Below are 14170 nucleotides of genomic sequence, written 5' to 3'. Positions count from 1 at the left end.
GTCATCGGACCGTTGCCGAACTGTTCAAGCAGTTCGGCCGGAATCGCCGGCAGCTCTGCAGGCTTGGCTTTCGGTTTGCGGGGCATACATTCTCCTTGAGAGGATGATATGCCTTGAACACGAAATTACTGACAGGCCCGTCCGAGGAGTTGGACAGGGCGATCCGCAAACTGAGCGCCGTGCGCGACGGACTACGGCATGCCGCTGCCTGCCCCGCACCGAGCCACATGGAATGCCCCAAGTTCCGCCGCATCCTTCGCGCCGTCGCGTCCGGAGCTACTGGGGCGCGAAGGAAGAGAACCCCACAGCAGCCGTAGAGCTGGTTCCAGGCGCATCAATTGAAAATCATCTAACGGGCCTCCCACCGACGCCCCCGCGACTCCCGTCCCGAGCATCCCCCCGCGCCGCGCCGAACGACAGCGCCGCCGCGCCGCCCGCGTACAATACTGAACTTTCGTCCGTCCCCGCCTGCGCCATGTCCACGCCTTCCCTGTTCGACTTCTTCGTCCCCTGCCCGCGCGGCCTCGAAGCGGCGCTCGCCGCCGAGATCGCCGAGATCGCCGCCGCCCACGTGGGCGGCGCGCCGTTCGTCGCGGGCGCGCAGGTGCCGGGCGGCGTCCACTTCCAGGGCGGCTGGGCCGCCGGGATGGCCGCGAACCTGCATTCGCGGATCGCGAGCCGCGTGCTGCTGAAGATCGCGCAGCGCGCGTACCGCAGCGAGCAGGACGTCTACGCGCTCGCGCTCGAGCAGTCGTGGGAACGCTGGTTCGCGGCGACGCAGACGCTGCGCGTCGACATCACCGCGATCAAGTCGCCGCTGAAGAGCCTCGAATTCACGACGCTGCGTGTGAAGGACGCGATCTGCGACCGGCTGCGCGACAAAACCGGCGCGCGCCCGAGCATCGACACCGCGCAGCCGGACGTGCGCGTGTTCGCGTTCCTGACCGCGACCGAATGCACGCTGTATCTCGACACGTCGGGCGAGCCGCTGTTCAAGCGCGGCTGGCGGCTGGACAAGGGCGCGGCGCCGCTGCGCGAGAACCTCGCGGCGGGAATTCTGCGGCTGACCGGCTGGGCGCCGGGCACGCCGCTGTACGACCCGATGTGCGGCAGCGGCACGTTCCTCGCGGAAGCGGCGCAGATCGCGCTCGGCGTCGCGCCGGGCGCCGAGCGGCGCTTCGGCTTCGAGAAGCTGAAGCAGTACGACATCACCGCGTGGCAGGGGCTGAAGGTCGCCGCGCTGGACGCGAAGCGCGCGGCGCGCACGCGACGCGACGCGCTCGCGATCTACGGCAGCGACATCTCGGGCGACATGTTGGAGAAGGCGCGCGCGAACCTCGAGCGCGCGGGCGTGCCGTCGCTGTGGCTGAAGCAGCTCGACGCGCGCGCGATGACGCCGCCGAGCGACGCGCCGGGCGTGATCATCGCGAATCCGCCGTACGGCGAGCGGATCGAGGTGCGCGGACGCGGGCCGCGCGGCGACACGCGCGAGACCGGCCGCAACCGCGGCAACGACGACGCGTTCCGCCGCACGCACGTCGACGCGCCGGACGGCGAATTCTTCATCGCGCTCGGCGACGCGCTGAAGCAGCGCTTCGCGGGCTGGCACGCGTTCCTGCTGACGTCGGACCGGTCGCTGCCCGGGCAGCTGCGGCTGCGCGAATCGGCGAAGACGCCGCTCTACAACGGCGCGCTCGAATGCCGGCTGTTCCGCTTCGACCTGGTGGCGGGCAGCGTGAAGAGCAAGGCGGGGGCAAGCGCCGAGTGAGCGATGCCGCGCGCGGGCCGACAGGCGCGCCCGCCGCGACATCGACGCGCGCCGCCGGCCACGGCGCCCCCGTCAGGATTTCTCCAGGCCCCCTTCCCACCGCCGCGTCGTCATCGGCAGCGCGCGCCCGGTCTCCAGCAGCGTCTTCAGACTCGACAGCACGATCGGCCATCCGGACCGGATCCCGCTATCCATCGCCGAGCCCGGCACGAGATCCTCGTGCGCGAGCGTCAACTTCACCGTATCGTCGGGCAGCGGCTCGATCGCGTAGGTCACGCGCGACGTCTCGCTGTCGCGCGCCGGCTCGCGCCACGTCACGACGAGACGACGCGGCGCGTCGCACTCGATGACCTCGCCGACCACGTGCACGACCGCCGGATCGTCGTAGTCCTGATGCTCCCAGCGCGAGCCCGGCTTCCAGTCCGGCGACGCATTGCGGTGCCTGACCCAATATTCCTTCGTCAGCTCGGCGTTGGTCAGCGCGTCGAACACGCGCTCGGGCGTCGACGCGATATACGTGACGTAAAGGTATGCGGACTCACTCATCGTCTTCTCCAGCGTTGACCTTTTGCAATCCGATAGTCGCACATCAAGCGCCGATCCCTACTGACAGGACGCTGTCAGTAGCGCCCGATCACACTGCAATTCCGGCGCAATGCCGCGCCGTTTTCCGTCAACGAAGCATGAGCAAGGAGCCCGCCATGACGTCCGCCACGCATGAACGCCCGATCGCCTGGTTCGACATTCCGTCGATCGACTTCGACCGCGCGGTCCGTTTCTACGAGCAAGTGCTGCAAACGACTTTGCAGCGCGAGGTGATGGGCGGTGTGCCGATCGCCGTATTCGGGCATACCGAATCGAACACCGGCGGCGGCATCGTCTACGATCCGCAGCAGAAGAAACCGGGCGCGCAGGGCGTGCTCGTCTATCTGAACGCGGGCGCGTCGGTCGTCTCGGCGCTCGAGCGCGCGAAGCGCGCGGGCGGCGTCGTGCAGGGCTCGGTGATCGAGCTGCCGAACAACTACGGATACATCGGCCACCTGATCGATACCGAAGGCAACCGCGTCGGCCTGCACGCGCTGAAGTGCAACTGAGCGCGCGTATCGTGACGCGGGTGCGGCGGGCGCGGCGCTATCATCGCGTCATGTCCGTATTCGACCGGATCGGGAAACCGAAATGAAACGCCCCCCACGCTCACTTCGTTCGCTGCCTCCCGAGGGGACGGTCGGCACGCTTGGGGCGGCCCGGCGAGTGCCGACATGACCCGTCGCGCCGACCGCCTGTTCCAGATCGCCGAGCTGTTGCGCGGGCGCCGCCTGACGACCGCGCAACAGCTCGCCGACTGGTTGTCGGTATCGCCGCGCACCGTCTATCGCGACGTCCGCGACCTTCAGCTGTCCGGCGTGCCGATCGAGGGCGAGGCCGGGATCGGCTACCGGCTGAACCGCACCGCGAGCCTGCCGCCGCTGACGTTCACCGCGGAGGAACTGGCCGCGCTCGCCGCGGGCGCGCGGATGCTCGAGACCTGGGGCGGTGCGCGCTTCGCGGGCGGCGCGCGGTCGGCGCTCGCGAAGATCGCGTCGGCGATGCCCGCCGACAAGCGCGCGGCGCTCGACCGGCTGCCGGTGTTCGCGCCGTCGTTCCACGTCGACGAGGGGTTTTCCGCGAAGGTCGATGCGATCCATCAGGCGGTCGATACGCGGCACGTCGTCAGTTTCGCGTACTGCGACAAGCTCGGCGCGCACACGCACCGGCGCGTGTGGCCGCTCGGGCTCGTCTATTGGGGCGGACGGTGGACGATCGGCGCGTGGTGCGAACTGCGCGGAGACTTCCGGAATTTCGACGTCGCGCGGATGGGCGACGTGACCGTGCACGAACCGTTTCCGGATCAGGAAGGACGGCGACTCGCGGATTTTCTGAGGATCGCGAACGCGCCGATGAGATGACACGACGCGCGGCGTGCGCTCGCGAACGACACCGGACACGCGCGGGCGCTGCCGCCGCGCGCGTCCGCGTGACGGCTTACTCGACCGACTTCACCATGTCCTCGATGACCTTCTTCGCATCACCGAAGACCATCATCGTCTTGTCCATGTAGAACAGATCGTTGTCGAGGCCTGCGTAACCCGCCGCCATCGACCGCTTGTTGACGATCACCGTGCGCGCCTTGTACGCCTCGATGATCGGCATCCCCGCGATCGGCGACTTCGGATCGTTCTTCGCGGCCGGGTTCACTACGTCGTTCGCGCCAAGCACCAGCACCACGTCCGCCTGGCCCATCTCGCCGTTGATGTCCTCCATCTCGAACACGATGTCGTACGGCACTTCCGCTTCCGCGAGCAGCACGTTCATGTGCCCCGGCATCCGCCCCGCGACCGGGTGGATCGCGTAGCGCACGTCGACGCCCTTCTCGATCAGCTTGTCCGTCAGCTCCTTCAGCGCATGCTGCGCGCGCGCGACCGCCAGACCGTAGCCCGGCACGATCACGACGGATTCCGCGTTGCCGAGCATGAACGACGCGTCCTCGGGCGAGCCCGACTTCACCGGCCGCTGCTCCTGCGTGCCGCTCGCCGCCGCCGCGCCCGGTTCCGCGCCGAAGCCGCCGAGGAGCACGTTGAAGAACGACCGGTTCATCGCGTGGCACATGATGTACGACAGGATCGCGCCCGACGAGCCGACCAGCGACCCGGCGATGATCAGCATCGCGTTGTTCAGCGAGAAGCCGATGCCCGCCGCCGCCCAGCCCGAGTACGAGTTCAGCATCGACACGACCACCGGCATGTCCGCGCCGCCGATCGGGATGATGATCAGCACGCCGAGCACGAACGCGATCAGCGTCATCACGATGAACGGCAGCCACGATTGCGTCAGGAAGAACAGAATCCCGAAGCCGAGCATCGCGATCGCGAGCAGCAGGTTGATCAGGTGCTGGCCCGCATAGACGACCGGCGCGCCCTGGAACAGCCGGAACTTGTACTTGCCCGACAGCTTGCCGAACGCGATCACCGACCCGGAGAACGTGATCGCGCCGACGAACGTGCCGATGAACAGCTCGATCCGGTTGCCGAACGGGATGAAGCCCGCCGTCACCGCATCCGGCGGCACGAGCCCGAACGCTTCGGGCTCCGACACGACCGCATACGCGATACACACCGCCGCGAGACCGATCAGCGAGTGCATCGCCGCGACCAGCTCGGGCATCTTCGTCATCTCGACGCGCGCGGCGACGAACGCACCGACGCCGCCGCCGACGATCAGCGCGAGCAGCACCAGCGACACGCCGAGCGGCAGGCTCGCGCCGAGCGCACCGGCCTCCTTGAAGATCAGCGCGAACGTCGTGAGGATCGCGATCCCCATCCCGACCATCCCGAACAGGTTCCCGCGCCGCGCGCTCTTCGGGTTCGACAGGCCCTTCAGCGCCTGGATGAAGCAGATCGACGCGACCAGATACAGCAGCGTAACGACGTTCATGCTCATCGCGCGCCCTCCTTCGCTGCCTTCGGCTCCTTCTTCCTGAACATCTCGAGCATTCGCCTCGTGACCAGGAACCCGCCGAACACGTTGACGGCCGCGAGCGCGACCGCGAGCGTGCCGAAGAACTTGCCCGCGCCGCCGACCGTCAGTGCCGCGGCGAGCATCGCGCCGACGATCACGATCGCGGAAATCGCGTTCGTGACCGCCATCAGCGGCGTATGCAGCGCCGGCGTCACATTCCAGACGACGTGGTAGCCGACGTACACCGCCAGCACGAAGATGATCACGTCGATCACCGTATGGTTGATGACTTCCATGGTCTCCTCCGTTATTTGCGCGTCACTTCGCCGTCGCGGCACAGCAGCGTCGCGGCGACGATGTCGTCGTTCAGGTCGATGTTGAGCGCGCCGTCCTTCGTGACGATCAGCTTCATGAAGTCGAGCAGGTTGCGCGCGTAGAGCGCCGACGAATCGGCCGGCACCATCGCCGCGAGGTTCGTGTAGCCGGCGATGTTCACGCCGTTGTGCACGGTCACCTGGTCAGCCACCGTCAGCGGACAATTGCCGCCGCGCCGGCCGTCGCTGCCTTCGACTTCCGCGCCGCGCCCGGCCGCGAGATCGACGACCACCGAACCCGGCTTCATCGCCTGCACGGTCTCGGCGGACAGCAGCGTCGGCGCCGCGCGCCCCGGAATCAGCGCGGTCGTGATCACGATGTCGGCCTGCTTCGCGCGCTCGTGCACGAGCGCCGCCTGCCGCGCGAGCCACGACGGCGGCATCGGCCGCGCGTAGCCGCCGACGCCTTCAGCCGCTTCGCGCTCCTCCTGCGTTTCGTACGGGACGTCGAGGAATTTCGCGCCGAGCGATTCGATCTGCTCCTTCACCGCCGGCCGCACGTCGGACGCCTCGATCACCGCGCCGAGGCGCTTCGCGGTCGCGATCGCCTGCAGCCCGGCCACGCCCGCGCCGAGAATCAGCACGCGCGCGGCCTTCACGGTACCGGCGGCCGTCATCAGCATCGGCATGAAGCGCGGATAGATCGCCGACGCGACGAGCACCGCCTTGTAGCCGGCGATGTTCGCCTGCGAGCTCAGCACGTCGAGGCTCTGCGCGCGCGTCGTGCGCGGCGCGGCCTCGAGCGCGAAACCGGTCACGCCCGCGGCCGCGAGCTTCGCGGCCTGCTCCGTGTTGAACGGCTCGAGCATCCCGATCAGCACCGCGCCGCGTTTGAGCGACGACAGTTCGCCGTCGGCCGGTGCCTGAACCTTCAGCACGATGTCGGCGTCGAACGCACTCGCCTGCTCGACCAGTTCGGCGCCGGCCGCCGCGTATGCGTCGTCCGGGAAGCTGGCTGCGACGCCCGCCCCCTTCGCGATGCACACACGGTGGCCGCCGGCCACGTATTTCTTCACAGTCTCCGGCGTCGCGGCCACGCGCGCCTCGTTCGCCCGCGTCTCGGCGGGCACTCCGATATGCATCGTCGGTTCCTCCAGTAACAGTATTTTTTGAATCTTCTGATCTTTCTACTGCACGGCAAGCCGGAAAGGCTGACGAACCGGCTCTACGGCAACGGCGTGAACGCCACTTTAACCGAAAGCTGCCGGCGCGCCAGAGTCCAAATGGACTAACCACACCTTCGATTTTTCCCAATTGACAATCACGCGTTATTTTGCAGTGCAACATTAAATTGGGGCCCGACTATACGCGCGACAGGCCCGGCAACGGCGCGGCGCAACCGGTAAAATGCGGTCCCATGAAACCCGAAATCTGGACTCCGCACGTGACGGTCTCGGCGCTCGTCGAGCGCGCCGGCCGCTTTCTGATGATCGAGGAGGAAACGTCGACCGGGCTGCGCATCAATCAGCCGGCCGGCCACCTCGAGGCGGGCGAGACGCTCGTCGACGCCGTGATCCGCGAGACGCTCGAGGAAACCGCGCGCGCGTTCACGCCCGACGCGCTGATCGGCGTGTATCTCGCGCACTACGCGCGGCCCGGCCGCGCGGGCGCGACGTACCTGCGCTTCGCGTTCTGCGGCACGGCCGGCGACGAGATCGCCGGACGCGGCCTCGACGGCGGCATCGTCCGCACGCTGTGGATGTCGGCCGACGAGTTGCGCGCATGCGTCGACCGCCACCGGTCGCCCGCGGTGATGCGCTGCGTCGAAGACTATCTCGCCGGACGGCGCATCCCGCTCGATTTCGTGCACACGCATTCGGTCGCGCCGCGCCCGGAACTCTTCCTCGGTCAGGCTCAGGCGGACGGCAAATGACGAAGCAACGCGTGGTGGTGGGCATGTCAGGCGGCGTCGATTCGTCGGTGACCGCGTGGCTGCTGAAGGAACAGGGCTACGACGTCGTCGGCCTGTTCATGAAGAACTGGGAAGACGACGACGACGGCGAATACTGCTCGACGCGGCAGGACTGGATCGACGTCGTGTCGGTCGCGGACCTGATCGGCATCGACGTCGAGGCGGTGAACTTCGCGGCCGAATACAAGGATCGCGTGTTCGCCGAATTTCTGCGCGAATACTCGGCGGGCCGCACGCCGAACCCGGACGTGCTGTGCAACGCCGAGATCAAGTTCAAGGCGTTCCTCGATCACGCGATGTCGCTCGGCGCCGAGACGATCGCGACCGGCCACTACGCGCGCGTGCGCGAGCGCGACGGCCGCTTCGAGCTGTTGAAGGCGTTCGATCACACGAAGGATCAGTCGTACTTCCTGCACCGGCTGAACCAGGCGCAGTTGTCGAAGACGATGTTCCCGCTCGGCGAGATCCCGAAGACGCAGGTGCGCGAAATCGCCGCGCAGATCGGCCTGCCGAACGCGAAGAAGAAGGATTCGACCGGGATCTGCTTCATCGGCGAGCGGCCGTTCCGCGATTTCCTGAACCGCTACCTGCCGACGAAGCCCGGCCCGATGAAGACGCCCGACGGCAAGACGGTCGGCGAGCACATCGGCCTCGCGTTCTACACGTTCGGGCAGCGCAAGGGGATCGGCCTCGGCGGCAGCAAGGACGGCAGCGGCGAGCCCTGGTTCGTCGCCGCGAAGGACATGGCGTCGAACACGCTCTACGTCGTGCAGGGCCACGACCATCCGTGGCTGCTGTCGCGCGAACTCGTCGCCGGGAACGTGAGCTGGGTCGCGGGCGAACCACCGGCCGAAGGCTTCGCGTGCGGCGCGAAAACCCGCTACCGGCAGGCCGATGCGGAATGCGTGTTCGGCCACGATGACGGCGAGCGCTTCTCGCTGACGTTCGACGTCGCGCAATGGGCGGTCACGCCCGGCCAGTCGGCGGTGCTGTACGACGGCGAGATCTGTCTCGGTGGCGGGATCATCGAATCCGCTGCGACAGACCAGTCGGACCAGCCGGGCCAGCCTGGCCGCGCGGCACACGCGCCGGCACAAACCCAGGCGCTTGCCGACGCACGCTGAAACACAAACGGTTTAGACTTGCGGCACGCTCCGCCCGGCCGGCCGCGATCCGGCGCCGGGCGAGCGCGCCGCCGCGCGCATCGCATGCGCGGCGGGCCCCCGACATGCTGACGGAGCCCCTCATGTTCTCACGACGCTATCTGGCGATGTGGTGCGCCACCCTGCTGCTCGTCGCGACGTTCGCGCTCGCCGCGCACGGTACGCTGTCCTGGCTGTGGATCGCGATCCCGGCCGCGCTCGTCGCGCTCGGCCTGTACGACCTGCGCCAGGACCATCATGCGATCCTGCGCAACTACCCGCTCTGGGGCCACCTGCGCTTCCTGTTCGAGTTCATCCGGCCCGAGATCCGCCAGTATTTCGTCGAGGACGACACCGACGAGAAGCCGTTCTCGCGCGCGCAGCGCAGCCTCGTGTACCAGCGCGCGAAGAACGTCGGCGACAACCGGCCGTACGGCACCGAGCTGAACGTGAAGGCGGTCGCGCACGAATGGATCAGCCACTCGCTCGCGCCGACGAAGCTCGCGAACCACGACTTCCGGGTTCGCGTCGGCGGCAGCCGCGCGCAGCCGTACGACATCTCGATCTTCAACGTATCGGCGATGAGCTTCGGCTCGCTGTCCGCGAACGCGATCCGCGCGCTGAATCTCGGCGCGAAGAAAGGCGGCTTCGCGCACGACACCGGCGAAGGCTCGCTGTCCAAATATCACCGCGAGAACGGCGGCGACATCATCTGGGAAATCGCGTCCGGCTACTTCGGCTGCCGCAACGAAGACGGCACGTTCAACCCGGACAAGTTCGCGCAGCAGGCCGCGTCGCCGCAGGTGAAGATGATCGAGGTCAAGCTGTCGCAGGGCGCGAAGCCGGGCCACGGCGGCGTGCTGCCGGCCGCGAAGATCACGCCCGAGATCGCCGAGACGCGCGGCGTGCCGATGGGTCGCGACTGCATCTCGCCGGCTACGCATTCGCAGTTCTCGACGCCGCGCGGATTGCTCGAGTTCGTCGACCGGCTGCGCACGCTGTCCGGCGGCAAGCCGACCGGCTTCAAGCTGTGCGTCGGCCATCCGTGGGAATTCTTCGGGATCGCGAAGGCGATGCTGGAGACGGGCATCGTGCCGGACTTCATCGTCGTCGACGGCGCGGAAGGCGGCACCGGCGCCGCGCCGCTCGAATTCACCGACCACGTCGGCGTGCCGCTGCAGGAGGGGCTGCTGCTCGTGCACAACACGCTCGTCGGGATCGGGCTGCGCGAGCGCGTGAAGCTCGGCGCGAGCGGCAAGATCATCACCGCGTTCGACATCGCGCGCACGCTCGCGATCGGCGCGGACTGGGTGAACTCGGCGCGCGGCTTCATGTTCGCGGTCGGCTGCATCCAGGCGCAGACCTGCCACACCGGCCGCTGCCCGACCGGCGTCGCGACGCAGGACCCGGTGCGCCAGCGCGCGCTCGTCGTGCCGGACAAGTCCGAGCGCGTCGCCAATTTCCATCGCAACACGCTGCACGCGCTGCAGGAGCTCGTGCAGGCGACGGGGCTCACGCATCCGGCGGAACTGCGCGCGCATCACATCGTGCAGCGGATCTCGCCGCACGAGGTCCGGCTGATGTCGCAGCTGCTGAAATACCTGAAGCCGGGCGCGCTGCTCGACGGCAGCACCTGCGGCTACTCGCTGTACGACAAATGGTGGCCGCTCGCGCGCAGCGATGCGTTCACGCTCGGCGACGCGGTGTACGAATCGTTCGACTGATCCGCCGCGGCGGCGGTCGCTCAACGGCTCCAAAAAACGCGCCCTCGGCAGGCGCGTTTTTCATTGGCGGATGGGTCCGCCGCTTATTGCTGAACTCAAGGCGGCACTGGGTGGCGCCACTGATCGCGGCACTTACTGCGGCGCGGTATCCGCGAACGACTGCCGCTGCGACAGCTTCGCGAAATGCTTGTCGAGGTTCGGATGGCGGTCGCGCCAGTTCAGCTCGGGCATCCGGAAGTCGAGATAGCCGAGCGCGCAGCCGAGCGCGATGTCGGCGAGCGTGTAATGATTACCGACGCACCAGGTCTTGCCGCCGAGCCCTTGCGACATCGCGACGAGGCCGTCGTCGATCTTGCGCTGCTGACGCTCGATCCAGGTCGCGCTGCGCTGTTCCGGCGTGCGCTGCGTATGCTCGACGCGGATCGTGACCGACGCGTCGAGCACGCCGTCGCCGAGCGCCTCCCAGCAACGCACCTCGACGCGCTCGCGGCCGGACGGCGGAATCAGCTTGCCGACCGGAGACAATGTATCGACGTACTCGCAGATCACGCGCGAATCGAACACCGCGGCGCCATCCTCCATCACGAGACACGGCACCTTGCCGAGCGGATTCGCCGCATGAATGTGGGTATCCGCCGACCAGACGTCCTCGAGCTCCAGCTTGTAGTCGATCTTCTTTTCAGCGAGCACGATCCGCGTCTTGCGAACGTACGGGCTGGTAAGCGAACCGATCAATTTCATCATCTGCCTTCTTTTCGGGAACCGCCGAGAGTATACGTTGTCGTCGATCATAACCGGGCGGTGCCGCGCCGTTGAGCGTCGCCCGTCCGGCCTGTGGATGGTTTGCAACAACCTTGCCGCAACCCTTGCGCGACACGCGGCGCCCGCGTCGTTCACGCAACGGCGCACGGCACTATACAATCGCACGATGAATGCGCCCACCGACTCCGCCATCGCCGTCGACGTCTACCGCCAGCGCCGCGCGCGCGTGCTTGCCGCACTGCGCGCCGCGGGCGGCGGCGTCGCCATCGTCCCCACCGCGCCGGAAGCGCTGCGCAATCGCGACACCGGCTATCCGTACCGGCACGACAGCTATTTCTATTACCTGACCGGCTTCGCCGAGCCGGACGCGGTGCTCGTGCTGAACGCGTCGGCCACGTCGAACGCGCCAGACGCCTCGAACGCGCCGCAATCGATCCTGTTCTGCCGTGCGAAGAACGCCGACCGCGAGATCTGGGAAGGCTTCCACTACGGCCCCGACGCCGCGCGCGACGCGTTCGGCTTCGACGCCGCGTTCCCCGCCGACGCGCTCGACACCGAGATGCCGCGCGTGCTCGCGGACGCCGGCTCGGTCCACTACCTGCTCGGCGCGTCGGCCGATTTCGAACGCCGGCTCGGCGGCTGGCTCGACGCGGTGCGCGCGCAGGCGCGCACCGGCGTCGCGGCGCCGCACGCGCTGCGCGATCTCGCGCCGCTCGTCGACGACATGCGGCTCGTGAAGGACGCGCACGAGCTCGCGATCATGCGCCGCGCCGCGCACATCTCGGCGCTCGCGCACCGGCGCGCGATGCAGACGTGCCGGCCCGGCGTGCGCGAATACGAGCTCGAGGCCGAGCTGCTGTACACGTTCCGCAAGCACGGCGCGCAGGCGCCCGCGTACGGCTCGATCGTCGCCGCGGGCGCGAACGCGTGCGTGCTGCACTACCCGGCCGGCAACGCGATCGCGCAGGACGGCGACCTGATCCTGATCGACGCCGCGTGCGAGCTCGACGGCTACGCGTCCGACATCACGCGCACGTTCCCGGCGAACGGCCGGTTCTCGCCCGCGCAGCGCACGCTGTACGACATCGTGCTCGCCGCGCAGCAGGCGGCGATCGACGCGACGCGCGCGGGCGTGCCGTTCGAGGCGCCGCACGACGCGGCCGTGCGCGTGCTCGCGCAAGGGCTGCTCGACACCGGCATCGTGCCGAAGGCGCGCTTCTCGAACGTCGACGACGTGATCGCCGAGCGCGCGTACGCGCGCTTCTACATGCATCGCACCGGCCACTGGATCGGGATGGACGTGCACGACTGCGGCGACTACCGCGAGCGCGACGCCGCGCGCGACGCGAGCGGCGCGCTGCCGTGGCGCACGCTGCAGCCGGGAATGGCGCTGACGGTCGAGCCGGGCCTGTACGTGCGCGCGGCCGACGACGTGCCGCCCGAATACTGGAACATCGGCATCCGCATCGAGGACGACGCGATCGTGCACGAAGACGGCTGCGAGCTGATCACGCGCGACGTACCGGTCGCGGCGGCCGAGATCGAGGCGCTGATGCGCGCCGCCTGACGGCGCCGCATCGGGCGCCGCCCCACCGTACTTTCCGTCACACGTATGCCGATGACGACCGACTCCTCCCCGGCCACGCCTCCGCCGGCCACGCCCACGCCGCCCACGCCTACGCTCACGCCGGCCGCACCTACGCCGGCCGCGCCGGACTTCGATCTCGCCATCGTCGGCGCCGGCCCGGTCGGGCTCGCGCTCGCCGGCTGGCTCGCGCGGCGCAGCGCGACACAGCACGGGTCGATCGCGCTGATCGACGCGCGCGAGCCGGCCGCGAGCGCGAACGATCCGCGCGCGATCGCGGTGTCGCACGGCAGCCGCGTGCTGCTCGACGCGCTCGCGTGGCCCGCCGACGCGACGCCGATCGAACACATCCACGTGTCGCAGCGCGGCCACTTCGGCCGCACGCTGATCGACCGCGACGAGCACGACCTCGCGGCGCTCGGCTACGTGGTCCGCTACGGATCGCTCGTCGCCGCGCTCGCGGGCGCGGTGCAGCGCACGCGCGTGCAATGGTTCACGTCGACGTCCGCGCATACGTCGCTACAGGACGCGACGGGCGTCACGCTCGCGCTCGACGGCCCGCACGCGCCGCGCACGCTGCGCGCACGCATCGTCGTGAACGCGGAAGGCGGACTGTTCCACGAGCAGACGGCCGCGCACGGCAAGCATCGCCGCGACTACGGGCAGACGGCGATCGTCGGCACCGTGACCGTATCCGCGCCGCGCGCGAACGTCGCATGGGAGCGCTTCACGCGCGAAGGGCCGCTCGCGCTGCTGCCGCTCGGCGGCGCCGCGTATTCGCTTGTCTGGTGCTGCGCGCCCGACGACGCGGCGCGCCGCGCGGCGCTGCCCGACGACGCATTCTTGCGCGAACTCGGCGACGCGTTCGGCAACCGGATGGGCCGCTTCACCGCCGTCGCCGCGCGCGCCTCGTTCCCGCTCGGACTGCACGCGGCGCGCGCGCTGGTCGACCGCCGGATCGCGGCCGTCGGCAACGCCGCGCAGACGCTGCATCCGGTCGCGGGCCAGGGGCTGAACCTCGGGCTGCGCGACGCGCACACGCTCGTCGAGGCGCTGTCCGCGCACGGCGCGGAACCGGCCGCGCTCGCGTCGTTCAACGCGCGACGGGCGCTCGACCGGCGGTTCACGATCGGCGCGACCGATGCGCTCGCGCGCCTGTTCACGATCGACGCGGGCCCGCTCGCGACGCTGCGCGGCGCGGCGCTCACCGCGCTCGAATTCGTGCCGCCGCTGAAGACCGCGCTCGCGCGGCAGATGATGTTCGGCCAGCGCGGCTGACGCGGGCACGACTCACACACGCCGGACACACACCGCCCCTTCCGTCCATTCCGCGCGCGCGGCGCCCCGCGGCGTCCGATATGCGCGACGCCGCGGGGCGCCGACAAACCGGGCCAAATCGGCGAGCGTT

The 14170-nt window shown here is 69.0% G+C and carries 13 protein-coding genes and 1 pseudogene; 9 read left to right on the top strand and 5 right to left on the bottom strand.

The window, feature by feature from the left end; all coding sequences use genetic code 11:
- Positions 1–143: 143 nt before the first annotated feature.
- Both HZI36_RS26865 and HZI36_RS22450 read left to right on the top strand, forming a co-directional pair.
- Positions 144–317, top strand: a pseudogene (locus HZI36_RS26865) (MerR family transcriptional regulator); the annotation flags it as partial.
- Between the two features lie 158 nt (positions 318–475).
- Positions 476–1768: a THUMP domain-containing class I SAM-dependent RNA methyltransferase gene (locus HZI36_RS22450; protein ID WP_179404873.1), complete on the top strand. Its 1293-nt coding sequence runs from the start codon at positions 476–478 to the stop codon at positions 1766–1768.
- A 72-nt stretch (positions 1769–1840) separates the two neighbouring features.
- On the opposite strand, the gene HZI36_RS22445 is transcribed toward HZI36_RS22450, so the two are convergent.
- Positions 1841–2314: an SRPBCC family protein gene (locus HZI36_RS22445; RefSeq protein ID WP_179404872.1), complete on the bottom strand. Its 474-nt coding sequence runs from the start codon at positions 2312–2314 to the stop codon at positions 1841–1843.
- Between the two features lie 137 nt (positions 2315–2451).
- Here HZI36_RS22445 and HZI36_RS22440 point away from each other — a divergent pair, with 137 nt between their 5' ends.
- Complete coding sequence (locus tag HZI36_RS22440; protein WP_179404871.1) at positions 2452–2862, top strand: VOC family protein; 411 nt, start codon at positions 2452–2454, stop codon at positions 2860–2862.
- 165 nt (positions 2863–3027) lie between these two features.
- A complete protein-coding gene (locus HZI36_RS22435; RefSeq protein WP_179404870.1) occupies positions 3028–3714 on the top strand; it encodes a helix-turn-helix transcriptional regulator in 687 nt (228 codons plus the stop codon).
- A gap of 76 nt (positions 3715–3790) precedes the next feature.
- On the opposite strand, the gene HZI36_RS22430 is transcribed toward HZI36_RS22435, so the two are convergent.
- From HZI36_RS22430 to HZI36_RS22420, 3 genes are read right to left on the bottom strand one after another with little or no spacing between them, the layout of a single operon-like run.
- On the bottom strand, positions 3791–5245 hold the full coding sequence (locus HZI36_RS22430) for an NAD(P)(+) transhydrogenase (Re/Si-specific) subunit beta (protein WP_179404869.1): 1455 nt from the start codon (positions 5243–5245) through the stop codon (positions 3791–3793).
- Positions 5242–5559: an NAD(P) transhydrogenase subunit alpha part 2 gene (locus HZI36_RS22425; protein ID WP_179404868.1), complete on the bottom strand. Its 318-nt coding sequence runs from the start codon at positions 5557–5559 to the stop codon at positions 5242–5244. Before HZI36_RS22425 ends, HZI36_RS22430 begins: the two co-directional genes overlap by 4 nt.
- A gap of 11 nt (positions 5560–5570) precedes the next feature.
- Positions 5571–6719 (bottom strand): Re/Si-specific NAD(P)(+) transhydrogenase subunit alpha, encoded by a 1149-nt coding sequence (locus HZI36_RS22420; protein WP_179404867.1) that lies wholly within the window; start codon positions 6717–6719, stop codon positions 5571–5573.
- 275 nt (positions 6720–6994) lie between these two features.
- On the opposite strand from HZI36_RS22420, the gene HZI36_RS22415 reads away from it, so the two are divergent.
- The 3 genes from HZI36_RS22415 to HZI36_RS22405 all read left to right on the top strand — a co-directional run bounded on the left by HZI36_RS22415 (position 6995) and on the right by HZI36_RS22405 (position 10415).
- Positions 6995–7510 carry an NUDIX hydrolase gene (locus HZI36_RS22415; protein ID WP_179404866.1) on the top strand — a complete coding sequence of 172 codons (516 nt, stop codon included), beginning with the start codon at positions 6995–6997 and terminating at the stop codon, positions 7508–7510.
- Positions 7507–8673 (top strand): tRNA 2-thiouridine(34) synthase MnmA, encoded by a 1167-nt coding sequence (gene mnmA / locus HZI36_RS22410; RefSeq protein WP_179404865.1) that lies wholly within the window; start codon positions 7507–7509, stop codon positions 8671–8673. Before HZI36_RS22415 ends, mnmA begins: the two co-directional genes overlap by 4 nt.
- Positions 8674–8795: 122 nt before the next feature.
- Positions 8796–10415 carry an FMN-binding glutamate synthase family protein gene (locus HZI36_RS22405; protein WP_179404864.1) on the top strand — a complete coding sequence of 540 codons (1620 nt, stop codon included), beginning with the start codon at positions 8796–8798 and terminating at the stop codon, positions 10413–10415.
- 132 nt (positions 10416–10547) lie between these two features.
- Here HZI36_RS22405 and HZI36_RS22400 read toward each other — a convergent pair whose 3' ends face one another.
- Positions 10548–11159 (bottom strand): glutathione S-transferase C-terminal domain-containing protein, encoded by a 612-nt coding sequence (locus tag HZI36_RS22400; RefSeq protein ID WP_179404863.1) that lies wholly within the window; start codon positions 11157–11159, stop codon positions 10548–10550.
- A 184-nt stretch (positions 11160–11343) separates the two neighbouring features.
- Between HZI36_RS22400 and HZI36_RS22395 the strand changes: the two genes are divergently transcribed.
- Both HZI36_RS22395 and HZI36_RS22390 read left to right on the top strand, forming a co-directional pair.
- Positions 11344–12744, top strand: a complete 1401-nt coding sequence (locus HZI36_RS22395; protein WP_179404862.1) for an aminopeptidase P N-terminal domain-containing protein — start codon at positions 11344–11346, stop codon at positions 12742–12744.
- Between the two features lie 51 nt (positions 12745–12795).
- A complete protein-coding gene (locus HZI36_RS22390) occupies positions 12796–14040 on the top strand; it encodes a UbiH/UbiF/VisC/COQ6 family ubiquinone biosynthesis hydroxylase (RefSeq protein WP_179404861.1) in 1245 nt (414 codons plus the stop codon).
- The last annotated feature ends 130 nt before the right edge of the window (positions 14041–14170 follow it).

The organism is Burkholderia guangdongensis, from assembly GCF_013403875.1.
In the GTDB taxonomy this organism is placed as follows: domain Bacteria; phylum Pseudomonadota; class Gammaproteobacteria; order Burkholderiales; family Burkholderiaceae; genus Burkholderia; species Burkholderia guangdongensis.
Note: the sequence above shows the minus strand (reverse complement) of the source record. Positions and strands in the feature narration are given on the sequence as shown.